Raw genomic sequence first — 24623 nt, 5'->3', positions numbered from 1 at the left:
GGGTCCGCCAGCTCTGCAGGCGGTCCGGGGGGGGGGATGGCCTCGGCGGACCATCTTCGGTGAAGGGGCATGCACTCGACCATGCGCGATGATCGCCCGCCGGGGGATCTCCACTTGCTCAGGTTGTGGACAACCCCATCGATGTGGACAACCCGAACCGCCCGCCGTGGCCGCTCGTGAGTGCGCACGCGAGTTCTAACTCGCGTGCGCACTCACGAGGCGTGCGGTGGCTTGCATTCGTGGAGGTGTGCTGTGAGAAGGTACGGCGTGTGACCCGGACCATCCGCCGCCCCGCCGCGCTGCTCATCGCCCTGATCGCCTCGCTCGTGCTGGCCGGTTGTGGTTCCGGTCCGAGCCAGGTCACCTCCGCCGCGATCATCGGCGACCACGCGATCTCACTCGACGACGTCCAGCAGGAGATCCGCTGGGTGCTGGACAACGTGCCGGAGGCGCAACAGGCGCACGAGCAGAACAACTTCGAGGTCCAGGCCCGCGAGATCGTGCGGAGCAGGATCATCCACCACCTCGTGACGGTCGCCGCCAGGCGTGAGGGGCTGCGCGCGGACCCGGCCCGGATCACCGAGCTCATCGAGAGCAGCGGGGGAGCCGAGTCGGTCGCCGCCTCGATCGGCATCGAGCCGGAGCGGGTGCGTGACGTCGCGGCCGACCAGATCCTGCTGCAGCAACTGGCGCAGCGCTACGCGGACCGGGTGTCGGTCCAGCTCGTCGGCACCACGATCGTCACCGAGAACGCGGAGGCCACCGCGAAGGAGCAGGCACTCGACCTCGGCCGGAAGCTCGCCGCGGACCCGGGTGCCGCCGAGCAGGTGATTCGCGACGGCGGCCACCAGCTGATCGACCAGGAGCTGACGCTGGCCGAGACGCTGCAGAACCAGCCGGAGCTGGCGATCAGCGCGGTGTTCGGCGCGCAGGAGGGCACCGTGCTGGTGATCCAGCCGAGCCGCGAGCAGACGGGCTGGCTCGTCGGGCTCGTCCGCGACCGTCAGGTCGGTGCCGGCAGCGGTGAGCAGGCCGCGCAGCAGGCGGATCCGCAGGTGCTCTACTGGGCCGGCATCCGCCAGTTGCAGCCGATCGCCGACGAGCTCGGCGTGCGGCTCAACCCGCGCTACGGCGTGTGGGACGAGACCGAGATGGCGCCGGCCGCCAGCGAGGACGAGGTGACCGGTTACCAGCTGAGGTCCCGTACCGTGCAGTCATGACGTCGTTTCCCGCCACGGTGGTGCTCGTCTCACCCGCACTGCCGGCGGTGCTTCCGGCGGCCGCCTGGCCGGCGCTGCGGGCGGCGGAGGCCGTCTACGCCGCGGGCGACCTGCCCGAAGCGACGCGGGCGGCGCTCGACGCCAAGACCGCGCCCGATCCGGCCACCCTCACCCGGCAGCCCGGCGTTGTGCTGGTCGCCGCGGGGACGACCGATCCCGGGGCCGCTGCGCTCGTCGCCGCGGGCGCGACCGTGCTCGGCACGCCGGTGCCGCCGCTGGTGCGGGCCGCCGAGGTGATGGACCGGCTGCGCTCGCCGGGCGGCTGTCCGTGGGACGCCGTGCAGACCCACGAGTCGCTGTTGCAGTACCTGGTCGAGGAGACCTACGAGCTGCTGGACGCGATCGAGGAGGGTGATCGCGCGGCGATGCGGGAAGAACTCGGCGACGTACTGCTGCAGGTGCTCTTCCACGCCCGCGTCGCCGCGGAGGACGCTGCCGACCCGTTCGACATCGACGACGTGGCGGAGGAGCTCGTCGCGAAGCTGGTCGGCAGGCACCCGCACGTGTTCACCGGGGCCGAGCAGGTGCGCACCGCCGAACACCAGCAGGTTCGCTGGGAGGAACTCAAACAGGCGGAGAAACGCCGGGAGTCCATTGTGGACGGCGTGGCGCTCGGTCAGCCCGCCGTCGCGCTCGCCGGCAAGCTCGGCCAGCGGACCGGCCGTGCGGGCCTGCCGTTCGACCTGTTCCCGGTGGGCAACGACGAGGGATCGAAGCTGTTCCGGATCGCCGCGGCGGCACGGCGGGCGGGTGTCGACCCGGAAGGCGCCCTGCGCGCCGCGGCGAAGACCTTCGCGGGCAACGTGCAGGCCGCCGAACGCGCGGCCCGGCGGGCCGGCTTCGACCCGGCCGCCCTCGACCCGGACGCCTGGCGCCGCTTCTGGCCGGCCGGGACCTCTTGACGCATCGTGGTGTTCCCCTCCGGCTCACCGTGCTCACCGCGTAACCTGTTCGGGTGGTCGATCCCGCCCCACCGCCGTTGCCGCGCCGCTACGTCGGCAGGCTGGTGCTCGCCGGGGCCCTCGTGGTCACGGGCCTCGCGTTGATCCTCACGATCGGGATCACCAAGGACGAACCGGACACGTCGTTCACCGTCCCCGATCAGCGCCCGCGGCCGCACGCGAGCACACCCCGCACCCCGGTGGCCGCGCCGGTCGACCGGCCGGACGTCTCCGATCAGGCCGAGCTCGACCAGTGGTCCGAGCAGGTCTCCGCGGTGACGGACGTACCCGCACGGGCACTCGCCGCGTACGGGCGCGCCGAGATGTGGATGCGCGCCGAACATCCGGACTGTCACCTGTCCTGGGGCACGCTCGCCGGGATCGGCCGCGTCGAGTCGCGGCACGGCGGTTTCGGCGGCGCCCGGATCGGCGCCGACGGCACGGCGACCCGGCCGATCATCGGCGTCCCGCTCGACGGTTCGCCAGGCGTCCGGGAGATCCGCGACACCGACGGCGGGCGGCTCGACGGCGACACCGCGTGGGACCGCGCGGTGGGCCCGCTGCAGTTCCTGCCGGAGACGTGGCAGCGCTGGGGCGCCCGCGCCGTCCGTGACGGCAAGCCGCCCGACCCGCAGAACATCGACGACGCCGCGCTCGCCGCCGCCCGCTTCCTCTGCTCCGGCGAGCGTGACCTGCGCACGGCCCATGGCTGGTGGGACGCCGTGCTGGCCTACAACCGATCCGTCGAGTACGGGCGGAACGTCTTCAGCGGCGCCGATGCCTACGCCGCCTCGGCGACCCCGTGACCGGGCAGTCGGCGCAGTCAGCTCCTAGTCGCCGCTGAGCGCGATCCGGGCGCGGACCTCCGTGATGGCCTCCTGGTACTCGGGTACCGGGTTCATCGCGGACGCCATCCGCAACTGCCCCAGGGCCTCCACGAACCGGCCGAGCCGTTGCAGGGTCCGGCCCAGTACGAAGCGGGCGTAGTGGTCGGCGGGATCCATCTCGACGACCCTGGTCAGCGCCCGTTCGGCCCGGCGCAGCTGCGCGGAGTGAAAGTAGGCACGCCCGGCGAGCAGTTGCACGCTGGGCTTGTCGGCGTCGGCGTCGAGCACGGGCTCCAGCACCTTCAGCGCGTCGAGCGGACGCCGCCGCACCAGGGCCTCGGCCCGGCGAAACGCCTGGAACCGGGCCTCCGCCGAATGCTCCGGAACTGGCTCCTGCTCCATCATGATTCTTCCGACATTACCTGCGCCACGGCCGATTCTCGATCCTCCGAATGATCGGGAGCGCATGTGACGGCGGTCGCGGAAGCGTTGCGGGGCCGGGGTGACTGCGCCGCGCCGGACGGCGATGTGATGGACTCTCCCGCCATGAGCGACGAAGACCCGAGGTACCTCGGCCTCGCGCCGTACCTGTACTACACCGACGCCACCGAGGCGGTGGAGTGGCTGACCCGCGTTTTCGGGTTCAAGGAGAAGCTGCGCATCGTGGACGCGGCGGGCGATGTGTTCCAGGCCACGGTGCTGGCCGGCGACGCGGAGATCCAGCTCACCGCGGTCGGTGCCGACTACTGGGAGGCCAAGGGCGTCGACGGTCCGGTCGGCCAGCTCAACGTCGTGTACGTGGACGACGTGGACACCCATTTCGAGCAGGTGTGCGCCGCGGTCGGCGACACCGTCGAGGTCTCCCGGCCGCAGGACCAGCCCTACGGCGCGCGGTTGTTCACCGTGCAGGACATCGGCGGCAACAGCTGGACCTTCTGGCAGCAGACCTCCGACGTCGTCGATCTTCCCGCGGGCTGGCAGGAGATCCGTCCCGGAGAACACTGACGGGGCGGCCTGCGTGCCTCCACCGGGTGATCCGGGCATGCGGCTACGCTGGGTGCCGTCGTCGCTGGCACAACCGGGTGAGGAGTAAGTGTGGCGGTCATCGAGCAGGTAGGCGCCCGCGAGATTCTGGATTCTCGTGGCAACCCGACCGTGGAAGTGGAGGTGGCCCTCGACGACGGCACGCTGGCGCGGGCCGCCGTTCCGTCGGGAGCGTCCACCGGTGAGCATGAGGCCGTCGAGCTGCGTGACGGTGACTCCGGCAGGTACGGCGGTAAGGGCGTCGAGCGGGCGGTCGCGGCCGTGCTCGACGAGATCGGGCCCGACCTGGCCGGAGTGGATGCCGTCGACCAGCGCATCGTCGACCAGAAGCTGGTCGATCTCGACGGCACGCCGGACAAGTCGCGGCTGGGCGCCAACGCGATCCTCGGCGTCTCGCTGGCCGTGGCGAAGGCGGCCGCGGACTCCGCCGAGCTCGAGCTGTTCCGCTACCTCGGCGGGCCGAACGCGCACGTGCTGCCCGTACCCATGCTGAACATCCTGAACGGCGGTGCGCACGCCGACACCGGCGTGGACATCCAGGAGTTCATGATCGCGCCGATCGGTGCGGAGTCCTTCCGCGAGGCCCTGCGCTGGGGCGCCGAGGTCTACCACGCCCTGAAGTCGGTGCTCAAGGGCCGCGGCCTGGCCACCGGTCTCGGCGACGAGGGCGGCTTCGCCCCGAGCCTGACCAACAACCGGGAGGCGCTGGACATCATCGTCAGCGCGATCGAGAAGGCCGGCTACGTGCCCGGCCGCGACGTGGCACTGGCGCTCGACGTGGCCGCGACCGAGTTCTACGGTGACGGCACCTACACCTTCGAGGGTTCCAAGCGCAGCGCCGAGCAGCTCACCGGCTACTACAGCGAGCTGGTGGACGCCTACCCGCTGGTGTCGATCGAGGACCCGCTGAGCGAGGACGACTGGGACGGCTGGGTGCGGCTGACCGCGGAGCTCGGCGAGAAGGTGCAGCTCGTCGGTGACGACCTGTTCGTCACCAACCCGGACCGGCTCGAGGAGGGCATCGCCCGGCGTGCGGCCAACGCGTTGCTGGTGAAGGTCAACCAGATCGGGACGCTGTCGGAGACGCTGGACGCCGTTGCGCTGGCCACCTCCTACGGCTACAAGTCCATGATGAGCCACCGCTCCGGCGAGACCGAGGACACCACGATCGCCGACCTGGCCGTCGCCACCGGGGTCGGCCAGATCAAGGCGGGTGCGCCCGCGCGCAGCGAGCGGGTCGCGAAGTACAATCAGCTCCTGCGCATCGAGGAGACCCTCGGCGATGCCGCGCGCTATGCCGGCGACCTGGCATTCCCGAGATTCGCGCCGGAGGGCTGATCAGCGGTGGCCGCCGAACGTGGGAGGCCGCGAAGCCGGCGGAGCGGAGGGCGGGCCCAGCGCTCGTCCCCGCGCCGCCCGGAACGCGCCCGGCGGGACGGGCGCAGGGCTCGTCTCCGGCGCGGGCTGAGCGCCACGCGGGCCTCCAGTGCGGCCAAGGTGCTCGGGATGTCCACCACCCGGCGCGCCGCCGTGGTCGCGATCGTGGTGTGCGCGCTCGCGTTCACGATCGCCGTTCCGCTGCGCACCTACCTCTCCCAGAAGGCGGAGGTGACCCAGCAGGAGCAGCGGCAGGCCGAGCTGCGCAGGCAGGTCGCCGAGCTGGAGGCGCGTGAGGCGGAGCTGAGCGACCCCGCGCAGGTCGAGGCCGAGGCCCGGCGCAGGCTGCGGTACGTCATGCCGGGCGAGACGCCGTACATCGTGCAGTTGCCGGAGGACGAGGCGGCCGCGGAACGACCGCGCCCCGGCGAGTACCGGCACCCGCAGGGGCCCTGGTACGAGCGCCTGTGGGAGAGCGCGTCCGGCTAGCCCTCGTGAGTGGCCACGCGAGTTAGAACTCGCGTGGCCACTCACGACCACGGCGGCCGGTGACGTCGGCGGCCTGGCTACCCTGCTGCTGTGAACGAAACCGAGTCGCCCCAGTTCGAGCCCGTGACCGATGCCGATCGGGAGATCGTCGCGGAGCAGCTCGGCAGGCCGCCTCGCGCGCTACGGGCGATCGCGGCCCGCTGCCCCGGTGGCCACCCCGCGGTGGTGCAGACCAGCCCCCGTCTCGAGGACGGCACCCCGTTCCCGACGCTGTACTACCTGACCTGCCCCCGGCTGAGCGCCATCGTGGGCAAGCTCGAGGCCGAGGGCGTCATGCGCGAGATGACCGAGCGGCTGGCCGAGGACGCCGAGCTGGCGGCGGCGTACCAGCGGGCACACAAGTCGTACCTGGCCCAGCGGGACGCCATCGAACCGCTCGGACACCAGGTGAGTGCCGGTGGCATGCCCGGCCGGGTCAAGTGCCTGCACGTGCACCTGGCGCACACGCTGGCCTGCGGCCCCGGGGCGAACCCCTTCGGAGACGAGACGCTGCGACTGGTCCGGGCCGAGGGCTGGCCTGCGGGCGACTGCGCCCAGGACAATCCACAGTAGACTGTCAATCCGCCGTAACGGTCACGCCGCGACGATGATCTTACTGCAAGTGGACTAATCCAGGTGCCAATTGGCCTGGAGGGGATGAAACCTGCCTCGCGATTAGGCAGGCTGGCAGAATCATGTTCCCGGACGGTGGGGGAGCACAGGCTTACCACAGGTGAGGTCGGAGGTTCGAGCGTGCGTGCGACCCGGATACCCGCCGCCATCGGTGGCGCGACCCGGAGGTTCGGGCTTCGGCACAGGACGCTGGCCGCTCTCCTCGGAGGGTCGCTGGCCGTGCTGCCCGCGGTCGCCGCCAGCAACGGCGCGGTCGGCTGGCTGAACGCCGCGGCGAGCACCGACCACACCGGCGGCACCGAGTACAGCGGTGACCTCGCGCTGGAGGGCGGGTCGCCCCCCGGAACGAGAACGATCTCGGTGGACGGCAGCCTGCCCGAGCCGCCCGACCCGGAGAACCTGACCGTCTACGAGCTGCCCGCGCCCGGTCCGCTTGGCATTCCCGGCACGGCCCTCGCCGCGTACCGCAACGCGGCACAGCTGGTGGGCCGGGAGCAGCCGGACTGCAATATCGACTGGGCGCTCGTCGCCAGCATCGGCCGCATCGAGTCCAACCACGCGCGCGGCGGCTACGTCGACGTGAACGGAGACACGCTGGAGCCGATCCTCGGGCCCGTGCTCAACGGTGTCGGGCCGGTGGCCGCGATCCCGGACACCGACCAGGGCCGCCACGACGGCGACGCCGTGTGGGACCGGGCGGTGGGGCCGACCCAGTTCATTCCCGGAACGTGGGCCCGCTACGGCGCCGACGGCAACGACGACGGCGTGCAGGACCCGAACAACATCTACGACGCCACCGTGGCCACCGCTCGCTACCTCTGCTCCGGCGGTCTCGATCTGTCGAAGGACGACCAGCTGCGGGCAGCGCTCTACCGGTACAACAACTCCGACACCTACGTCGAGACCGTGATCAGGTGGGCGAAGGCGTACCGCAACGGCGTGGCGACGCTGCCGGACAGCGATGTGCCGCTGGCCGTGCCGAAGGTGACCACCAGGGAGGCGCCGTCACCCGTCGACCCGCCCTCGGCCAGCGCCACGCCCCGCGGCCGGTCGGCGGCCACCTCGGCGCCCCCGGCCACATCCGGCTCTCAGCTGCCTCCGGACAACTCGGGCCCGTCGATCCCGCCGGACACGACGAACCCCACCACGCCGACGAAGCCGGACGAGCCGGAGGAACCCACGGAGCCGACCGAGCCCACCGACCCGACGGACCCGAGCGAGCCCGGTGAGACGTGCGAGCCGCCGGACTCCACCTCTCCCACGCCGACTCCCACGCCCACGGAGCCGGACTGCGAGGAGTCGGGGGACGAGAGCGGCACCGAGTCGGCCGATCCGGAGTCGAGCCAGTCGTCGACGACGTGACGGCTAGGGTGGCGCCATGCCCCGGGTAGCCGCGATCGACTGTGGAACCAACTCCATCCGCCTGCTCGCCGCCGAGCTGACGTACCGGCACGACGGTACGGTCGACCTGCGCGACCTGCATCGGGAGATGCGCGTCGTGCGGCTCGGCCAGGGTGTCGACGCCACCGGCAGGCTGGCCCCGGAAGCTCTCGAGCGCACGCGGGCGGCCCTGGTCGACTACACGGTCGCGGCGCGGCGCAAGGGGGCCGAGAAGGTCCGCATGGTCGCGACGTCGGCCACCCGCGACGCGAGCAACCGCGACGAGTTCTTCGCCATGACCCGCGAGGTGCTCGGCGTCGAGGCGGAGGTGATCACCGGCGACGAGGAGGCCAGGCTGTCGTTCATCGGGGCCGTCGGCGAGCAGGACCCGGACGACGGCCCGTTCCTCGTCGTGGACGTCGGCGGCGGCTCCACCGAACTGGTGCTCGGGACGTGGGACGGGCGCGACGCCGAGGTGCTCGCCGCCCGTTCCGTCGACATCGGCTGCGTCCGCATCACCGAGCGCACCCTGCGCACCGATCCGCCTGCTCCCGCCGACGTGAGCGCGGCGCGGGAACTCGCCGCCGAGGTACTCGCCGAGGCGTTCGACGCGGTGGACGTCGCCAAGGCGAACACGTGGATAGGGGTCGCCGGCACGGTCACCACGCTCTCCGCGATCGCGCAGGAGCTGCCCGAGTATGATTCCGACCGGACCCACCTCTTCCGGCTCACCCCCGCCGACATCGACCGCACCGCCCGGCAGCTGCTGACGGTGGACCACGCCACCCGCGCGGCGAATCCCGTGATCCATCCCGGAAGGGTGGACGTCATCGGAGGTGGCGCGCTGATCGTGCAGGTGCTGGCGGAGCAACTGGCGGCGCGCGGCGGGCCCGCGGACCTGGTCGTGAGCGAGCACGACATCCTCGACGGCATCGCACTGTCGCTCGCGTAGCGCGCACCGCCCGTCCAACTTTCGTAGGGATTTCCCTCGCGCCGCTCCGTTCGGTCGGTACGTTCTTCCCACCTGTGTCCAAGGAGGAACCGCGTGAGGAAACCCAAGCTTCTGGTGGCGGTGCTGACCGCACCGCTGATCGGCGGGCTCGCCGGTGTCGCCGCCCCGGTGGCCACCGCGCAGCCACAGCCTTCCGGCCCGGCGACGGAGTTCACCGTCCTGGCCGCGGACGGCCGGAGCGTCGCGGCGGCCGCCACGGCTGTCCGGGAGGCCGGCGGTACGGTGCTGCGGACGAACCGGGCGGTCGGCCTGATCACCGCCAGCGCGCCGGCGAGCGGCTTCGCGGAGCGGGTGTCGGCCGATCGTGCCGTGTTCGGTGCGGCGGAGGCCCGGCCGATCGGGCACGCGCCGGAACGGGGTAGCGGTCCCGCACCGGACCGGGTGGAGAAGGAGCACCAGCGTTCCGGCGCGAAGTCGGCCCCTGGCGGCCGTGCCCGCGCGCCGGAGCCGGTCGGCACCGATCCGCTGGACGAGAAGCTTTGGGGCCTGAAGTCCGTCCGCTCCGATCTCGCGCGCACCGTCCAGCCCGGAGACAAGCGCGTCAGGGTCGGCGTGATCGACACCGGTGTCGACGGCACGCATCCGGACATCGCGCCGAACTTCGACCGGGCGGCGTCCCGCAACTTCGTGCGCGACGTTCCGGCCGACGCGAACGGCAACGAGGTGGACGGCCCGTGTGAGTTCCGTGGCTGCGTCGATCCGGTGGACCACGACGGTCACGGCCACGGTACGCACGTCGCGGGCACCATCGCCGCGGCCGCGAACGGCGCGGGTATCTCCGGCGTCGCACCGAACGTGCGCCTGGCGAACCTCCGCGCCGGTCAGGACTCCGGCTACTTCTTCCTGCAGGCGGCGGTGGACGCGATCACCTACGCCGGTGACGCCGGGATCGATGTCATCAACATGTCCTTCTACATCGACCCGTGGCTCTACAACTGCGCGGCCAACCCCGCCGACTCGCCGGAACAGCAGCAGGCGCAGCGGACCACGGTCGAGGCGGTCAGCCGCGCGCTGGCGTACGCGCACCGCAAGGGTGTGACGCAGGTGGTCGCGCTCGGCAACCAGCACTCCGACCTCGGTGCGCCGCAGCCGGACTCGAGCAGCCCGAACTTTCCTGAGGGCGGCAGCCACGACCGCGAGATCGACAACGCGACCTGCCTTTCGATGCCGACCGAGGGCCCGCACACGATCGCGGTGTCGGCATTCGGTCCCTCGCAGGCGAAGGCGGACTTCTCGAACTACGGCACGGAGCAGATCTCGGTCTCCGCGCCGGGCGGGTACTACCGGGACTACTTCGGTTCGGAGTGGTTCCGTACCAACGAGAACCTGATCCTCTCCGCGTACCCGCGCGACATCGCAGTCGCGGAGGGAACCGTCGACGAGGCCGGCGAGATCACGCCGCTCGGTGCGGAGCTGGGCGTGCAGCGGGCCGAGTTCGGCGACGGGACGTTCGGCTACTACCAGTACCTGCAGGGGACGTCGATGGCCGCGCCACACGCGTCCGGTGTGGCTGCGCTGATCGTGTCGGAGTACGGCAGGCCCGGCCGTGGTGGCTTCGGGCTGAACCCGGACGCCACCCAGCGGGTGCTGGAGGGCACCGCGGCGGAGATCCCGTGCCCGGTGCCGAACACCGTGGACTACCTCGACGAGGGCCGCGACGAGTCCTACACCGCGACCTGCACGGGCACCCCGGAGTTCAACGGCTTCTACGGCCACGGAGCCGTCGACGCCTACGCCGCCGTCCGCCACGGCGCCGGCCACCTCCGCCCCTAGCCGGCGTCCGAAGCTCCCCAATGTGGCGTTAGGTGCGTTCAACGCACCTAACGCCACATTGGGGGCACCGTGGCGCTCGAACGTGGCTGCTCCGTTCGGGTGTAGGCGGCGTGAGAGCGCCGTTCGCCTCTGACGGCACACCGTTTTCGTCGGGGGCGCCGCGCACCCTGCGGGCACTATGAGACGAGGAGACTGGTCCCGGCACCCGCTTGTGGTGGGGGACAAGAAGAGTCCCAGGGTCGTGCGGGTCCGCGTGCTGGAAGGTCTCGGCATGTCCCGGAGCGCCGTCTATCGGCGCTGCCTGCCCGGTGGCCCGTGGCGCCGGCTGCTGCCGGGAATCGTCAAGCTCGACAACGCGAAGCTCACCGCACGGCAGAAGTTGGAAGCGGCGTTGCTGCGCGGTGGCTCCCGCTCCCTGGTCAGCGGTCTGTGGGCGCTTCGTTGCCACGGCCTCAAGCGCACGCCGGAACCGGACGAGGTACACGTACTCGTGCCCGCGGTGCGCGAGATCACCAGTGCGGGCTTTGTGCTCGTCGAACGTACTACGCGACTGCCGGCGCCGGTGCGGTGCGACGGACTGCCACTCGCGCCCGTGCACCGGGCACTGCTCGACGCCGCCCGGCGCATCGAGGACTTCGACGCGATTCGGGGCATGCTCGCCGAGGCGGTACAACGCGATCGGTGTGCGCTCGACGTGCTGCACCGGGAACTCGAGGAGGGCAGTCAACGGGGTTCGGCCCTGCCCCGGCGCGTGCTGGCCGAGCTCGACGGGGGTGCGAGGTCGGTCGCGGAGCTCGACGCGTCGCGACTGTGGAAGCGAACGGGCCTGCCGAGCTGTGACTGGAACGTCGCTGTGCACGACGCGTCGGGCGCACACATCGCCACGCCGGACGCGTGGTGCGACGATGTCGCCTTCGCATGGGAGATCGACTCGAAGGAGTTCCACTTCGACGTCGACGGGTACGCCAGGACCCTGTCCCGCAACGCGCGGTACGCGGCAGCGGGCATCGTCGTGCTCACCACGTTGCCTGCCCGGCTTCGACGCGAACCGGGGGCCGTGATCCGCGAGCTCCGCGCCGCCTACGGGGCGGCGAGGAACCGGCCACGGCCCCCGGTGTACGTCCGATGACCGCTACCGGTTGGAGGCGGTGCGGACGAAGGCCGCGAGGTCCTTGGCCTGCTGAACGCGGGACGGCTCGTGCACGTACATCATGTGGCCCGCCGGGTAGTATGCGGTCTCCACATTGGACCGGAGTTCTTCCGGGATCTGGAGCCGGGCAAGCACGTGCTCGGCGGCGTAGTACGGTGTGGCGCCGTCGTAGTGGCCGAGCGCCACGTGCACCCTGAGATGGGGGTTGGCCCGCATCGCCGAGCTGAGATTATCCACAACGGACACATGGCGGCCCTCGAAGTCCGAGTAGGACCAGTCCCGGTTGACGTCCATCGACAGGATCTCGTACGGCAGATCGTTGGCGTAGCCGAGCTCGGCGCGCACGTAGTGGTTGAAACCGGCCGAGTAGGCGCCGATGATCCGCGAGATGGAGGCGTCGTCGCTCATGTGCTCGCGCCCGCCGTCCGGCTCCCACGTGGTGAACCTGCCGTCCATCCGTCCCGTCGTCAGTCCACGGTCACGCAGCAGCTCGGTGAAGAAGCGGACGTGCTCGATCCGCATGTTCACGCGGTCTACGTACGACTCGGCCAGGCCGGTGAGCGCGGCCAGCCGGGACACCACGTCGGCGCGCTGCGACTCGGTGAGCCGTGCGCCGCGTTCGAGCGCCCACGGCAGATCCCGCGAGGCGAACTCCTCGGCCTCGGCGAGTACGTCCGCCAGCGGCCGGTCGCCGTGCTTGCCGTGATAGTGCGCGATCGCCGCGTACGTCGGTACGTACAGCGAATGTGGCAGGTCGTTGCCCTCGTGGAACGCGATCGTGCCCATGTCGAGGACGGAGGAGATCAGCAGCAGCCCGTTGAGGAACAGCCCGCGCCGCTCCTGCAGGTGTGCCGCGAGCGCGGCCGCGCGCAGGGTCCCGTAGGACTCGCCTGCCACGAACTTCGGCGAAAGCCACCGTTCGTTGCGCGAGGTCCACAGGCGGATGATCTCGCCGACGGCCTCGATGTCCGGGGTGAAACCGTGGTACTCCTTCGGCTTCTCGCCTTCCGCCGCGCGGGAGTAGCCGGTGGACACCGGATCGATGAACACCAGGTCGCTGTGCGCGAGCAGCGTCTCGGGGTTGTCGGCGAGCCCGTAGGGCGGGGGCTCCGGAGCGTCGACGTCGCCCGAGACGACCCGGCGCGGGCCGAGCACCCCCAGGTGCAGCCAGATGCTCGACGAGCCGGGCCCGCCGTTGAACGCGAAGGTCACCGGCCTCGTGGCCGGATCGGCGCCGTCGAGGGTGTAGGCGGTGAGGAACACCTCGGCCTTCGGCTTGTGCCCGTCGAACTTCCCGTCGGTGAGCACCTCCTTGCGCAGCACGACACGCCCGGTCCGGGCGGTGTAGGCGAGCTTGCGCCGCTTGATCGTCAGGGTGTGCTGGGTGGTGACCAGCTCGTCGGCTGGTTCGCTGATCTTGGTCGCCTCCGCCTTGGCTGTCGGCTCGGCGTTCTCGTCGATGGAGGTGTCCGGCATGGGCCCAACGTAGTTGAGGGACAATGATGGTGTGACAGTTACCGCGAGTTCGCTCGCCGAACTCGACGCCGCGGTGAGCGAATGCCGCGCCTGTCCCCGGCTGGTGGCCTGGCGGGAGCACGTGGCGGCCACCAAGCGCGCCGCGTTCGCCGGCGAGACCTACTGGGGCAGGCCCATCCCCGGGTTCGGCCCCGCCGACGCCGCGCTCGCAATCGTCGGGCTCGCCCCGGCCGCGCACGGCGCCAACCGCACCGGCCGCATGTTCACCGGTGACCGCTCCGGCGACGTGCTCTACCAGGCGCTCTACGACGTCGGGCTTGCCTCGCAGCCCACGGCGACGCATCGTGAGGACGGGCTCGAACTGCGGGGCACCCGGATCACGGCCCCGGTGCACTGCGCGCCTCCCGCGAACAAGCCGACCCCCGCCGAGCGCGACACCTGCCGGCCGTGGCTCGCCCGGGAGCTGGAGCTGCTGCGGCCGACGCTGCGCGTGGTCGTCGTGCTGGGCGGCTTCGGCTGGCAGGCGCTGCTGCCCGTGCTCAGCGATGCGGGCTGGCACGTGCCCCGGCCCCGGCCGAAGTTCGGCCACGGTGCCCGGCTGACCCTCGAAGGGCCGGGCGAGCTGCATCTGCTCGGCTGCTACCACGTGTCCCAGCAGAACACCTTCACCGGCAGGCTGACCCCAGCCATGCTGCGCGATGTGCTGGGTAGCGCGGCTTCACTCGCGGGACTCGACTGAATCGTTCTCGTAACAGCGGCGATGCTGGTCACAGCAGAGTAGGCCCCACGAGCCATCGGCGTGAAGTAGTGCGACTATGGGGTCATGGCAGCGAAGTCGGAACCGACGCGGATCCTGATCCTCGGTGGCGGTTACGTCGGGTTGTACACGGCCCTGGGGCTCCAGAAGATGCTCCGCGCCAACGAGGCGTCCGTGACCGTCGTCGATCCACAGCCGCACATGACCTACCAGCCGTTCCTCCCGGAGGCGGCGGCCGGGGCGATCGAGCCCCGGCATGTCGTGGTGCCGCTGCGTCGTGCGCTCCGCCGCTGCCACGTCCTCACCGCGCGGGTGACGAAGATCGAGCACGAGCGCAAGTCGGTGACGGTCGAGGCCGCCGACGGCCACATCGAGCAGCTCTCCTACGACGTGCTCGTAGTGGCGCTCGGCTCGGTGGCGCGCATCCTGCCCATCCCCGGGCTGGCCGAGCAGGGCATCGCCTTCAAGACCATCGGCGAGGCCATCTACCTGCGCAACCACGTGATGACCAAGCTCGACGAGGCCGCCAGCACGCTCGACCCTGACCTGCGCAAACGTTTGCTGACCTTCACGGTCGTCGGAGGCGGTTTTGCCGGGATCGAGGCGCTGGCCGAGCTGGAGGACATGACCCGCTTCGCCACGCGCTACTACGAGAACATCGACGCCGACGACATCCGGTGGGTGCTCGTCGAGGCCGCGGGGCGGATCCTGCCCGAGGTCCGCGAGACGCTGGGTGTCTGGACGGCTGAGCAGCTCGAGAAGCGCGGTATCGAGGTGTACCTGTCCACGGCGGCCAAGTCGTTCGAGAACGGTCACGTCGTGCTCTCCGACGGCACCGAGTTCGACAGCGACACGATCATCTGGACCGCCGGCGTGAAGGCCAACCCGGTGCTCGCCAACTCCGACCTGCCGGTGGACAAGCGCGGCAGGCTCCAGGCGACGGCGGGCCTGCAGGTCGTCGGCCACCCCGACGTCTGGACCGCGGGGGACAACGCCGCCGTGCCGGACCTCTCCCGCACGGAGGAGGACCCGACGGCGACCTGCCCGCCCAACGCGCAGCACGCCGTGCGGCAGGCCCGGCACCTGGCGAAGAACATCATCCGGGTACTGCGTGGCGGCACGCCGAAGGACTACGTGCACAAGAACCTCGGTGCGGTGGCCAGCCTGGGCCTGCACAAGGGCGTCGCGGACGCGATGAGGCTCAAGATCAAGGGCTTTCCGGCGTGGCTCTTCCACCGCGCCTACCACGTCAAGGCGATGCCGACCTTCAACCGCAAGGTCCGGATCCTGCTGGACTGGGCGCTGGGCGGCCTGTTCCGTCGCGAGGTCGTCTCGCTCGGGCAGATCAACAACCCGAAGGAAGAATTCGCCAGGGCTTCCAAGTCGTAGCAGCTCCGGGGGCATAAGCTGCTCGGTGCCCCCGTAGCCCAACCGGCAGAGGCAGTCGACTTAAAATCGACGCAGTGCGGGTTCGAGTCCCGTCGGGGGCACCGTTCCCGCTGGTCAGCGGCTTGCATAAGTGAGGCACCAAGATCAAGTGCCCCACTTATGCCCCACAAACGCTCGAACCCTCACAAGACGCTCTCCAAGGCCGCCGCCGCGTCCGGCGAGGTGGCCCCGCGGCCCATGTACACATCCTGTGTCAGCGACGGCCGCGAGTGCCCGAGCTGATCAGCGATCACCCTGGCCGTCAGCCCCGCCTCATCCAGGATCGTAGCGGCCGTCTTACGGAACACATGTGAAGTGACCCACGCGAACCCGTCGCTCCCCCTTGCCTCCCGAAGCGCACGCCGCGTGTTGGATGGGTCACGGAGCCCGCCGTAGGTATCGGGAAAGACAGGGCTATCGGGTGGCCGATTCTCGGCTTCCGCGACTTTGCGACGCTGCCGGAGCATGTCCAGTGCCCAGCTGGGCAGCGTGAGCAGCCTTTCGCCAGATGCCGACTTCGGGTCAGTGCGCCGCAAGCCTTCGCCGCGTACACGCACCACCGTCCAGCCTACGAAGACAGTACCTGCATCGAGGTGCACGTCTTCCCAGTACAGCGCCAGCGCTTCACCGATCCGGACGCCGGTCGCCATCATGAACCGGGTCAAATCAGGTAAGTCTTTGCCAGCAGCCTTCGGGTCGAGCTCCAACTGGGCGAGCCAGGCGCGACGTTCTTCGGGGGTCAGCGCCCGTGACTTCTTCCGTGTACCACCCTCGATCGGCTCGATCTCGCGGACCGGGTTGGCCGTAATCGCGCCATGCCGAGCGGCGTAGCGCAGGACGCCACTGACCACCGCGCGAGCAGTACGTGCGTGAGCGGCGCTGGACTTCACCCGGACGGCCGGGAAGAACCTGTCCAGCCGGGGCACGGTGACCTCGTGAAGTCGCAGTTCGCCGAGCGCAGGCAGAACGTGGTTGTTCAGCATGCTCCTGTAATTGTCGAGCGTGCCCGTAGCGCGTTGGCCGTCAGCTACCCGCCGCTCTTGTGACGCGAGCCAGTGTTCAGCCACCTCCCGGAAGCGGGTCTTCGCGGTGATGTCACCGCCGCCGGGGGTCTGCAACTCCTGTGAGATCGCGAGTTTGAGTTCTCGTTCAGCTTTGACTTTGCTCGATCCTGAGCGGCTGATATCCCGGATCACGCCGTCATAGCCGCGGAAACGTGCCTTCGCGCGGTAGCCCTTCGTGAGCTTCGTGAAGCGAATCGCGCCGTGAGTCCCCACGGCTAACGGTGGCCTGCCCATCAGGCTCCCCCCTGTTGTTCGATCCAGGTGTCGACGTCTTCGGGGCGGTAGCGGACGTACTTGCCGATGCGGCGGCCGGTCGGGCCGTAGCCTTTGGTGCGCCATTGGTAGAGGGTGTTGACGGGTACGCCGAGGTGGTCGGCGAGGTCGTTGATGGTCCAGAGTTTGGTGCTCATGGGTGCTTCTCCTGTTCGTGGCGGTGTTGGCGGTGCTGGCGTTTGCGCTGGTAGATCGCTTCTGCGAGTTCGCGTTCGGCCTCGCTGGCGTAGCCGTTGCCGGTGTGTCGCCAGTGGTTGATCACGAGCACGGTGTCTTCGCTGGCGCCGAGGTCATCGAGGGCTTGGTGCTGCTGCCAGGCCCGGCGGGTGCCGCGTAGGTGCTGGAAGGTCAGCGAGTAGCGCTGGCTTTTGGTGAGGAAGTGACCGCGGAAGCCGAACATGTGCGCCCACTTGCGCAGCAGGCCCACGTCGTCGTTGCCGCCGAGTTCCCATGCGGTGGTGATCATGCGTTTGTGGTGCGGGTGCACCGGTACGAGATCGATGTGGCGTTCCGAGCGGATCGGCCGGTCGGGGACTTCGCTGGTTGAGGTGCCTTTGATGGCGTACTTGGCGATGTATCCGGCCAGGGCGCGATCGGTGATGTCCCCGCCGTCGTCCTCGATCCGGTGGGCATGGGCAGGGCGGATGGCGCGCGTGTCGAGCTGGGTGCCGAAGCGGAAGGTGTGCCGTTCGGGTTGCCCGTCGAGGGTGAGCGTGCGGTGTAGCTCGGTAGCGGCCACCGCGGTGTTGATCGCGCGGGTCAGGGTGCGGGAGTCGGCCCAGGCGGGAGCGGAGTCGTGTGGTCCGTCGGGGCCGTCGAGGCGGAACACGGCGTGGAAGTGCACCAGCCCGCGCTTCTGGTATTCGGCGACCTTGGCGTAGGAGAGCCGGACGTGCTGGGGGAGGTCTTTGACCCGGATCCCAGCGGTCGCGGCGAGGGTGCGGCGGATGGTGATGATCAGCCGGTGCCAGAGTGCCCCGGCGTGGTATTGCCACAGCACCGCGCCGCGGTAGTCGTAGCGCTCGGGATCGATGGCGGTGCCGAGGCGAGTGTCGGCGGGGTTGTGATGCTCGCCGCAGCGGCAGGGGATGACCTTCCCGCCTGTGGTGGTGCGCCGGGTGTGCACGGGGCCGAAGCCGGGGGCGGTGACGGTGACGAACACCCGCGGTTTGTCGGCCACCGTCTCGGGGATGGTTTTGCCGCCGGACATGCCGCTACGCAGCAGGTGGAAGGCGTCCGCGGCGTAGCGGTCGGAACAGGCCGGGCACACACTCTCGCGGCGGTTGCCGCAGGGGGTGAACACGGTGCCGCTGTGCCGGTCGAGGACAGTGCCGGTGGCAGCGTCGGTGATGGTGCGGTGCCCGGTGAGGTGCACCGGCTTGGAGCAGCCGCCGACGGCTTCCACGTGGGTGCGCCAGCGCCGGTAATGCGGATGGGTAAGTCGCTGCTGTACGCGGTCGGCCAGCGATGTGGGGTCGTGCTCGGGATACATCGGGTCTCCATTCACAGCGCGCAAAACGGCAGGGCAGGCCACAGCGGGATGCCGTGGCCTGCCCTGGGTGTGCGGGAGGCGAGAAGCGAAGCGGATGGTTCGTCAGGCGGTGAGCGGATGGTGATTGACGGTGGCGTTGAGTTCGTCCACCAGCGCCGGGAGCACCGCGTCCGGCAGAGTGATCCGTTCGGTGAGCTCGTCGGCGGTGACGGGGCGGCCTTGCTGATGAGCGGTGGCGGTGGCGTCGGTGATCGCTGTGCGGGCGGTGGCCGGCAAGCGCGCCAGCACCGTTCCGGCAGCGGGAGCCGGTGACGAGTCCTGCCGTGTGGGTGTGGTGGCTGGCTGCGACGGCGGGGTCGGGGCCGACGCACCTGCCGGTGTGGGTGGCGGTGTGCGGCGCATGAGGAGTTTGACCACGACGAGGAAGCCGAGGGCGGGCATGGCTGCGAGGAGCCATCCGGCCACCGTGCGGGGTGCGAGGGCGACTTGGGCGGCCATCTGGATTCCGAAGGCGACCACCAGCACTACGACGGGGAAGGTGATCCGGCGGGTGCGGGTCTGATGTTGGTGGTCGCGTTGGATTTCGAACCCGGCGACGACGGCCATGCCCTCGATGACGACGGCGTCGGCCCAGGCGAGCCAGCCGGTTTGGCCGTTGGCGACGGCCCAGTCGTGGGTGTGCTTGAACCCGGCAGCCGCGCCGATGCCCCCGAGGATCACGGTGATCAGGATGCGGATAGCGTCCGCCACGCGGTGCGGGCGTTCGGCGGGACTGTCCGGCGTGGACATTGAGACACCTCCTTTGCTCTATTCGTGGTCGGTGTGGCGGATGATCTGGTAGTGGTAGGCGCCGCCGCCGCGGTGCTGATGCCGCCACTCGGTGAACAGAGCGGCGGTGAGCAGTCCGAACACGGCCAGCGTCAGACCAGCGGTGAGGGCGAACCATCCGGCGGTGGTGGTGACGCCGTACTCGATCACCAGGGCCAGGGCGGTGAGGGCGGCCAGTTTGAGCCAGCGGCCCAGGAACGCGAGGGTGATCATGGGGTGTCCCTTTCTCGGGTGCGCAGGGTGAGGGCGAGGCGGTACAGCTCGTCGGGGGTGACCGACTCCCGGCGGCCCTGCTCGAGTCGCAGGTGCGTGCTGGCCTGCTCGTAGGGGAAGCCGCTGTAAACCTTGATGCGGGTGCCGTACGGCCCGCGGCCGGTCAGCGTGATGTGCAGGACGCCGCCGGGGGTGTGCCACCAGCGCCCGATGATGCCGGTGAGGCGGTGGGTCCAGATCAGTAGCGCCCCGAGCACCGCGACCGGTTCGTAGCGAACGCGGGGTTGAAGGCTGATCGTCTGATCGTGCGGGTAGAGCGTGACCGTGCAGGGCTCCGGGGCCGGGGTGGTGGTGACGTGGCGCCGGGCGACGAGGGCGAGTTTCGCGACATTGCCCAGCGGTGTGATGGCGGTGGTCATCGGGGTCCTTTCCGGGGGGTTAGGCGGTGGCGGCGAAGCGCAGGACCACTCCGGCGGTGTCGTCGTCGGTGGTGTCGGGAGTGCAGAGGCGCACGAGCTGGTCGATGTCCTCGTCGGTGACGTGACCGAGGCGGACGCGGATAGGGTTGCGGGACTTCTCGGTGGTGCGGTAGCCGATTCCGGCGTAGTCCTCGGTTTCGGGAATCTCGTCGGCCATCGCGCCGCGGAGGCGGGCGTCTTCCCCGAGCACCATGTCGACATAGGACGCGGACGTGGTGCGCAGGCAGAAGCGGCGGGTGAACAGATCCCGCACCGGCACGACGTCTTTGGTGGGTTCCTGCACGTAGGCGCACACGGTGAAGCCGCATGCGCGGCCTTGGGTCAGGATCTCGGCCAGGACCCGGTTCATCTGGGCGGTCATGCCGCGGCCGGCCAAGGCGGTGAGCATGGCCAGCTCATCGATGATGAGCACGTCGAGCGGGGTGTCCAGGCCGACGGCGAACTTGCGTTTGCCCTGGCTGCGCAGGTGCTCCTGCCGGGCTTTCATCTCGTCGCGGAAGCGTTCCAGCAGTGCCAGCATGGTGTCCGCGCCGTCGTCCTCGTCGTCATCGCCGGTGGGGGCGGAGGTGGCGTAGCGGTCTTCGAACAGGGGGCGGGCACGTTCGGTTTCCATGCCGCCCTTGGGATCGATCAGCCATACCCGGACCTGCCGGTCGCGGATCATCGGTCCGAGTGAGCGCAGCGCGTTCCAGATGAACCCGGACTTGCCGGAGCCGGTGGCGCCGCAGCCGAACCAGTGTTGCCCGATCAGCGGCTCGGTCCAGGGGCGGCCGTACTCGGTGTCGCCCAGCTCGACCGCGCCGAGATCCACGTCGCTGGTCTCGTCGGGGATGTCCACGGCGGGCACGGTGGTGTCGAACGGATTGCCGTGCACCAGCGTCAACGTCAGCACCCGCGGTTTGGTCTTCTCGATCCCGAGCACGTCCGCGCCGAGGGCGGAGCAGAGTTCATCCCGGCGGTCCTGGAACACCCGCAGGCTCTGTCCGCGGCAGATCTTGACCCGGACGATGTCGATCGACGGGGTGGGGGAGGACACCCGCAGCACCCGCGGCACCAGCACAGCGCCGGTGCGCCGGTCATCGGTGGTGAGTTCGCACGCGTCGAGGGTTTTACGCCACAGGTGCCCGTGGTAGCGGGTCCAGCGCCGCCGCACCGATCGCAGCCGCGGGGCGGCGATGCGGCAGTAGGAGTCCGGGTCGGCGCGGTACCAGCCGAGCCCGGCGGCCACGACGCCTGCCGCGACACTTCCGGTGGTCACCGGCCCGAACTGGGTAAGGGCGGTGGTGACGGTGGTGGGGGTGGCGATCATGCCGGGGTGCCGGGCCAGCCACAGCGCGGCCTTGGCCTCGATCCCTCGCGTCTTCTTGGTCTGGGTTGCCATCAGTACCTACAGCTCCTCGCGATCAAACTGGGGGCGGGCGGGCACAAACAGGGCCGCAACTCCCCGGCACCTGATCGCCAGCGGTTACGGCCCTGTTCTGTCCCTGGTGTGCTGTTGTGGGTGGTGCGGTGGTGGGTGCACGCGCGCTCCGGCTCAGCGGGTGCGGCGGCGTTTGGTGGTTTTCTCGGTCAGCGGTGCGGCGTCCTCAAGACGGGTGAGGACGGTGGCGACCGACCGGGCCGCGGTGTCGTGGTGTTTCTTAAATCCCGCGGTGCGAATCTGGGTGGCGCGCATCGTCCGGCGAAGCTCTTTCATCGCCTTCTCCACGTCCTCGACCCGGCGATCCAACTGATGCGAACGACTCACGATCAACGTCCTTTCTCTCCAATGAATGTGGCGGTCTCAGGAGTGCGCCTTACCGCGCTTTTCTAGGCGTCGGCAGGTCGGGCACCAGTTCGCAAACAGCGGGCGGAACCAGTACGGGTTGTATTCACCAGGCTCAGCGGTGTCCCCGCACAGCGCGGTCACGCGACCCGACCAGTGGGAGCGCTCCGCCACCACATGCGTATAGCCCTCGTCTCTCTTGGCCATCAGTGCCGCCTTCCCGTTAGACCCGCCAGCTTCGAGAGACCAGCTCGGCCTTGTACTCGGTCGCGTGCTTGCGCAGGGCGTCCAGATCGTTGCTGGCCTTGCGCAGCGCCGCGGCGATCTCGACCTTGGTCGGCACCTGCCAGCCCTGAAACCGGGTGTCCGACTTGTCCGAGAGGGTCTTCGAGAACTTGATCAGTTCGTCCAGCGCCAGCCGGGCCGTGCCGATCGCGGACTCAAACTCCGCATACCGCTTACGCGCGTGGTTGTTCACTACCTGCGACTGCACAATCTCTGTCCTTCCTCGCTACGTTGTGGTTGTGCCGTTTCCAGCGGACTCAGGTGCGGGCCACCACGACCGCGCCACCGGCCAGGGCGAGCAACCCAACCAGCGGCATCGCGGCCAGCAGACACGCCACCAGCGCCAGCCAGATCACATACGGCAGAAAACTCACGATCATCGAAATCGGTGTCCTTTCACATCGGCCATTGACGGCCGCACACCGTGCACGTGGCAATTCGTGACGGTGACAGCCAGAAATTCGCTGAACACGCATGCCCGCTCATCACGCACCCCGCTTCACGCCGTGCGGATCGAACGTGCACACGCCATCGCCGGTCAGAAGACGGCTCGTCATCGGTTTCACCTCACTAACTGGTTACGGACGGGTACTTTGTGGTGGAACCCCAAGACCCCCGGAAGAATGCGCCGGGAATCAAGGCGCGCTACCACAAATAAGCGCGAATTTAAACATAGCTCGGCCCACTCTGGAATTGTCAAAGAACACAGGAGCGCCCTCGCCCGACTCGAACGGGCTACTTACCGTGAAAAGGGAGGGCTATTCAGAAATGACTGAAAGCGGGCTAGGTGACCGGCTTGAGCCCGCGGGCTGCGAACGCCACACCGGAGACCGTCTCGCCGCGCTCGTTCTTCATCGAGTACGGCGTCACCCGAGGGTCGATCAGCTCCACCAGCTCACCGTCGTTGACCTCGTGGCCGGGGTCGGAGTCCAGCGTCACGCGGATCTCCTCGCCCTTCTCGCGGCGCTCACCCGACTCCTGCCGCTTCTTCGCGAACAGGCCCACCACGAACTTGGTCACCCCGTTCGCGTCCGTGACCACCTCGTCCTTGCCGTTGTCGCCCTTTCGCACCTTCATCTCCGGTGCCTCCGTCACCTGAAGGCGGTAGCCACCGAGGTTGATCGGGATGTTCCGCATGTGCGCTCCTTGGTAGTCTTGGTATGCCAACCGAGTTGGTATGCCAAGACTGTAGCGCAGCGACAGAAGGCGACGCAAGCACTTGGCATACCAAGATTGAAGAAGGGGTGTGACCAGCATGAATGACCCAGAGCCGGAGCACATGTACGAGCGCATCGCGGCCGCTGTTCGCGATCAGATCCTCGCGCGGACGCTGGAGCCGGGGGAGCGGTTGCCAACGCAGGAGGAGTTGTGCGAGACGTTCGGGGCATCCCGGATCGTCGTGCGCCGCGCCCTCGACCTGCTTGAAGCGGAAGGGTTGATCAACCGGGTGCAGGGCGGCCGGGCAACAGTCCGGCTCTACGATCCGCTCATCCGACGGGCATCCCTGCACTACCGCTCGGATCCAGGAGCGCCCTTTGCGGAAGAGGCGATCGCCACCGAGCGCGTCCCGCGGTACACCCACGAGACGAAGCCGGATCGCGCGGGGCTGGAGACGGCCCACAGGCTCAAGATCGGCGTTGGGGACGAGGTGATGCGCACGGACTACGTGTCCTACGCCGACGACGAGCCGATGATGACGGTGGCCTCGTTCGAGCCGCTGGCGATCACGCAAGGCACCCCGATCGAGAAGCCAGAAGAAGGGCCGCTGATGGGGGCGGGCATCATCGACCGGTTCACCTCGATCGGCCTCCGGCCGACGACCGTTGTCGAGCGACTGCACTCCCGGATGCCACGGCCGTCAGAGGCCGAGAAGCTCAACTTGCGGCCAGGTATCCCGGTGGTAGTGATCGTGCGCATCGCCTACCGCGAAGACCGGCCGCTAGAGACAGCGGACATTCTGCTGGCCGCGCACCAGTACAAGCTTGAGTACGTCACGAAGGTGGACCCGCTCCCGGCGGAGTGAAGGCTGCCCGTTCGTCAATCACGGTTGGTAGCAACCCGGCTGGACTGCTCGTCTGGTCGGGTTGTTTGCCTTTCGCGGCGGCTCTCCGTGTGGGAAGAATGAAGATGACAACCGTCTTCAACTAAGGAGAGCAAGTGTCGCTCAACGTTCCGGCTGCCCTTCAGGCGCAAGCCGAAGCAGGAGACATCAACGACGCCGACTTCCTCCGGTGCATCCAGGAATCACTGCCCTATGCGTGGTCTGTCGTCTCCAACGTGGCGAAGGATCTCCAGTCCAACGGCGAGCCGTTCGCAGTCAACGAAGAGGTCCCGCCGACCGAAGAGGCATGGGGACAGCTCTTCCGGCTGGTCGCCAGCGACTCCATGCGCTCAGCCGTCGAGAAGCACTTCGGCGCCCGGCTGGCCTTCCAGAACTGCTGCAAGGTCGGCCTGTTCCAGCCCACGGCCACCAAGGAGTACGCCGAGTTCACCTCCGCCCGCGCCCAGGTGCTCAATCAGAAGCCGGAGCTGCTGAACTGCTGATCGACCGGCGACAGCCTGCCGTGTTCAGAGTTTCCTTACTTGTTCAAGGCGGCCCCTCCGGGGCCGCTGGCCTC

Annotated in this window: 28 protein-coding genes and 1 tRNA gene; 16 read left to right on the top strand and 13 right to left on the bottom strand. The window is 69.4% G+C overall.

Annotation, left to right across the window (positions count from 1 at the left end; all coding sequences use genetic code 11):
* Positions 1-269: 269 nt before the first annotated feature.
* From JAP66_RS16340 to JAP66_RS16330, 3 genes are read left to right on the top strand one after another with little or no spacing between them, the layout of a single operon-like run.
* Positions 270-1220 carry a SurA N-terminal domain-containing protein gene (locus JAP66_RS16340; RefSeq protein ID WP_199432590.1) on the top strand — a complete coding sequence of 317 codons (951 nt, stop codon included), beginning with the start codon at positions 270-272 and terminating at the stop codon, positions 1218-1220.
* Positions 1217-2182: a nucleoside triphosphate pyrophosphohydrolase gene (locus tag JAP66_RS16335; RefSeq protein WP_199432589.1), complete on the top strand. Its 966-nt coding sequence runs from the start codon at positions 1217-1219 to the stop codon at positions 2180-2182. The genes JAP66_RS16340 and JAP66_RS16335 overlap by 4 nt, the downstream gene beginning before the upstream one ends.
* A gap of 53 nt (positions 2183-2235) precedes the next feature.
* Positions 2236-3027 carry a lysozyme family protein gene (locus JAP66_RS16330; RefSeq protein WP_307849585.1) on the top strand — a complete coding sequence of 264 codons (792 nt, stop codon included), beginning with the start codon at positions 2236-2238 and terminating at the stop codon, positions 3025-3027.
* Positions 3028-3051: 24 nt separating this feature from the next.
* Here the strand turns inward: JAP66_RS16330 and JAP66_RS16325 are convergent, their stop codons facing one another.
* On the bottom strand, positions 3052-3453 hold the full coding sequence (locus tag JAP66_RS16325; RefSeq protein ID WP_199432588.1) for a tetratricopeptide repeat protein: 402 nt from the start codon (positions 3451-3453) through the stop codon (positions 3052-3054).
* A 141-nt stretch (positions 3454-3594) separates the two neighbouring features.
* Here JAP66_RS16325 and JAP66_RS16320 point away from each other — a divergent pair, with 141 nt between their 5' ends.
* The 8 genes from JAP66_RS16320 to JAP66_RS16285 all read left to right on the top strand — a co-directional run bounded on the left by JAP66_RS16320 (position 3595) and on the right by JAP66_RS16285 (position 11924).
* A complete protein-coding gene (locus JAP66_RS16320) occupies positions 3595-4053 on the top strand; it encodes a VOC family protein (RefSeq protein WP_199432587.1) in 459 nt (152 codons plus the stop codon).
* A 90-nt stretch (positions 4054-4143) separates the two neighbouring features.
* Positions 4144-5430 (top strand): phosphopyruvate hydratase, encoded by a 1287-nt coding sequence (eno, locus tag JAP66_RS16315; RefSeq protein WP_199432586.1) that lies wholly within the window; start codon positions 4144-4146, stop codon positions 5428-5430.
* 168 nt (positions 5431-5598) lie between these two features.
* A complete protein-coding gene (locus tag JAP66_RS16310; RefSeq protein WP_199432585.1) occupies positions 5599-5958 on the top strand; it encodes an FtsB family cell division protein in 360 nt (119 codons plus the stop codon).
* Between the two features lie 90 nt (positions 5959-6048).
* Positions 6049-6570 (top strand): DUF501 domain-containing protein, encoded by a 522-nt coding sequence (locus JAP66_RS16305; RefSeq protein WP_199432584.1) that lies wholly within the window; start codon positions 6049-6051, stop codon positions 6568-6570.
* 180 nt (positions 6571-6750) lie between these two features.
* Positions 6751-7992 (top strand): lytic transglycosylase domain-containing protein, encoded by a 1242-nt coding sequence (locus JAP66_RS16300; RefSeq protein WP_307849584.1) that lies wholly within the window; start codon positions 6751-6753, stop codon positions 7990-7992.
* Positions 7993-8008: 16 nt separating this feature from the next.
* Complete coding sequence (locus JAP66_RS16295; protein ID WP_199432582.1) at positions 8009-8962, top strand: Ppx/GppA phosphatase family protein; 954 nt, start codon at positions 8009-8011, stop codon at positions 8960-8962.
* 93 nt (positions 8963-9055) lie between these two features.
* A complete protein-coding gene (locus tag JAP66_RS16290) occupies positions 9056-10795 on the top strand; it encodes a S8 family serine peptidase (RefSeq protein WP_307849583.1) in 1740 nt (579 codons plus the stop codon).
* 178 nt (positions 10796-10973) lie between these two features.
* A complete protein-coding gene (locus tag JAP66_RS16285) occupies positions 10974-11924 on the top strand; it encodes a hypothetical protein (protein ID WP_199432581.1) in 951 nt (316 codons plus the stop codon).
* A gap of 3 nt (positions 11925-11927) precedes the next feature.
* On the opposite strand, the gene JAP66_RS16280 is transcribed toward JAP66_RS16285, so the two are convergent.
* Complete coding sequence (locus JAP66_RS16280; RefSeq protein ID WP_199432580.1) at positions 11928-13421, bottom strand: S10 family peptidase; 1494 nt, start codon at positions 13419-13421, stop codon at positions 11928-11930.
* Positions 13422-13452: 31 nt separating this feature from the next.
* Between JAP66_RS16280 and JAP66_RS16275 the strand changes: the two genes are divergently transcribed.
* From JAP66_RS16275 to JAP66_RS16265, 3 genes are all read left to right on the top strand, one after another.
* Positions 13453-14160, top strand: coding sequence for a uracil-DNA glycosylase (locus tag JAP66_RS16275; protein WP_199432579.1), 708 nt, complete (start codon positions 13453-13455; stop codon positions 14158-14160).
* An 84-nt stretch (positions 14161-14244) separates the two neighbouring features.
* The gene (locus tag JAP66_RS16270) at positions 14245-15567 is read left to right on the top strand and encodes an NAD(P)/FAD-dependent oxidoreductase (protein ID WP_199432578.1); all 1323 of its coding nucleotides are present in this window, start codon (positions 14245-14247) and stop codon (positions 15565-15567) included.
* Between the two features lie 27 nt (positions 15568-15594).
* Positions 15595-15668: transfer RNA gene (locus JAP66_RS16265), tRNA-Leu, on the top strand.
* 81 nt (positions 15669-15749) lie between these two features.
* Here the strand turns inward: JAP66_RS16265 and JAP66_RS16260 are convergent.
* From JAP66_RS16260 to JAP66_RS16215, 11 genes are all read right to left on the bottom strand, one after another.
* Entirely contained in the window at positions 15750-16904 is a 1155-nt protein-coding gene (locus JAP66_RS16260; RefSeq protein ID WP_199432577.1) for a tyrosine-type recombinase/integrase, read from the bottom strand.
* Positions 16904-17080, bottom strand: a complete 177-nt coding sequence (locus JAP66_RS16255; RefSeq protein ID WP_199432576.1) for a helix-turn-helix transcriptional regulator — start codon at positions 17078-17080, stop codon at positions 16904-16906. Before JAP66_RS16255 ends, JAP66_RS16260 begins: the two co-directional genes overlap by 1 nt.
* Entirely contained in the window at positions 17077-18435 is a 1359-nt protein-coding gene (locus JAP66_RS16250; RefSeq protein ID WP_199432575.1) for a replication initiator, read from the bottom strand. Before JAP66_RS16250 ends, JAP66_RS16255 begins: the two co-directional genes overlap by 4 nt.
* Before the next feature lie 102 nt (positions 18436-18537).
* Positions 18538-19224, bottom strand: a complete 687-nt coding sequence (locus JAP66_RS16245) for a DUF2637 domain-containing protein (protein ID WP_199432574.1) — start codon at positions 19222-19224, stop codon at positions 18538-18540.
* An 18-nt stretch (positions 19225-19242) separates the two neighbouring features.
* Entirely contained in the window at positions 19243-19476 is a 234-nt protein-coding gene (locus JAP66_RS16240; protein WP_199432573.1) for a hypothetical protein, read from the bottom strand.
* On the bottom strand, positions 19473-19895 hold the full coding sequence (locus JAP66_RS16235) for a hypothetical protein (RefSeq protein WP_199432572.1): 423 nt from the start codon (positions 19893-19895) through the stop codon (positions 19473-19475). The genes JAP66_RS16240 and JAP66_RS16235 overlap by 4 nt, the downstream gene beginning before the upstream one ends.
* Positions 19896-19914: 19 nt before the next feature.
* Entirely contained in the window at positions 19915-21336 is a 1422-nt protein-coding gene (locus tag JAP66_RS16230; protein ID WP_199432571.1) for an FtsK/SpoIIIE domain-containing protein, read from the bottom strand.
* 153 nt (positions 21337-21489) lie between these two features.
* On the bottom strand, positions 21490-21702 hold the full coding sequence (locus JAP66_RS16225) for a hypothetical protein (protein WP_199432570.1): 213 nt from the start codon (positions 21700-21702) through the stop codon (positions 21490-21492).
* Positions 21703-21943: 241 nt separating this feature from the next.
* Positions 21944-22213: a hypothetical protein gene (locus JAP66_RS16220; RefSeq protein WP_210770219.1), complete on the bottom strand. Its 270-nt coding sequence runs from the start codon at positions 22211-22213 to the stop codon at positions 21944-21946.
* Between the two features lie 49 nt (positions 22214-22262).
* A complete protein-coding gene (locus JAP66_RS32710) occupies positions 22263-22385 on the bottom strand; it encodes a hypothetical protein (protein ID WP_268963242.1) in 123 nt (40 codons plus the stop codon).
* Positions 22386-22788: 403 nt separating this feature from the next.
* Positions 22789-23142: a hypothetical protein gene (locus tag JAP66_RS16215; RefSeq protein WP_199432569.1), complete on the bottom strand. Its 354-nt coding sequence runs from the start codon at positions 23140-23142 to the stop codon at positions 22789-22791.
* 142 nt (positions 23143-23284) lie between these two features.
* Between JAP66_RS16215 and JAP66_RS16210 the strand changes: the two genes are divergently transcribed.
* Both JAP66_RS16210 and JAP66_RS16205 read left to right on the top strand, forming a co-directional pair.
* Positions 23285-24028, top strand: a complete 744-nt coding sequence (locus JAP66_RS16210) for a GntR family transcriptional regulator (protein WP_199432568.1) — start codon at positions 23285-23287, stop codon at positions 24026-24028.
* A 134-nt stretch (positions 24029-24162) separates the two neighbouring features.
* On the top strand, positions 24163-24549 hold the full coding sequence (locus JAP66_RS16205) for an SCO5389 family protein (RefSeq protein WP_199432567.1): 387 nt from the start codon (positions 24163-24165) through the stop codon (positions 24547-24549).
* Positions 24550-24623 lie beyond the last annotated feature (74 nt).

The organism is Qaidamihabitans albus (assembly GCF_016464705.1).
GTDB lineage: Bacteria > Actinomycetota > Actinomycetes > Mycobacteriales > Pseudonocardiaceae > Qaidamihabitans > Qaidamihabitans albus.
This window is presented reverse-complemented; position numbering and strand designations above follow the sequence as displayed.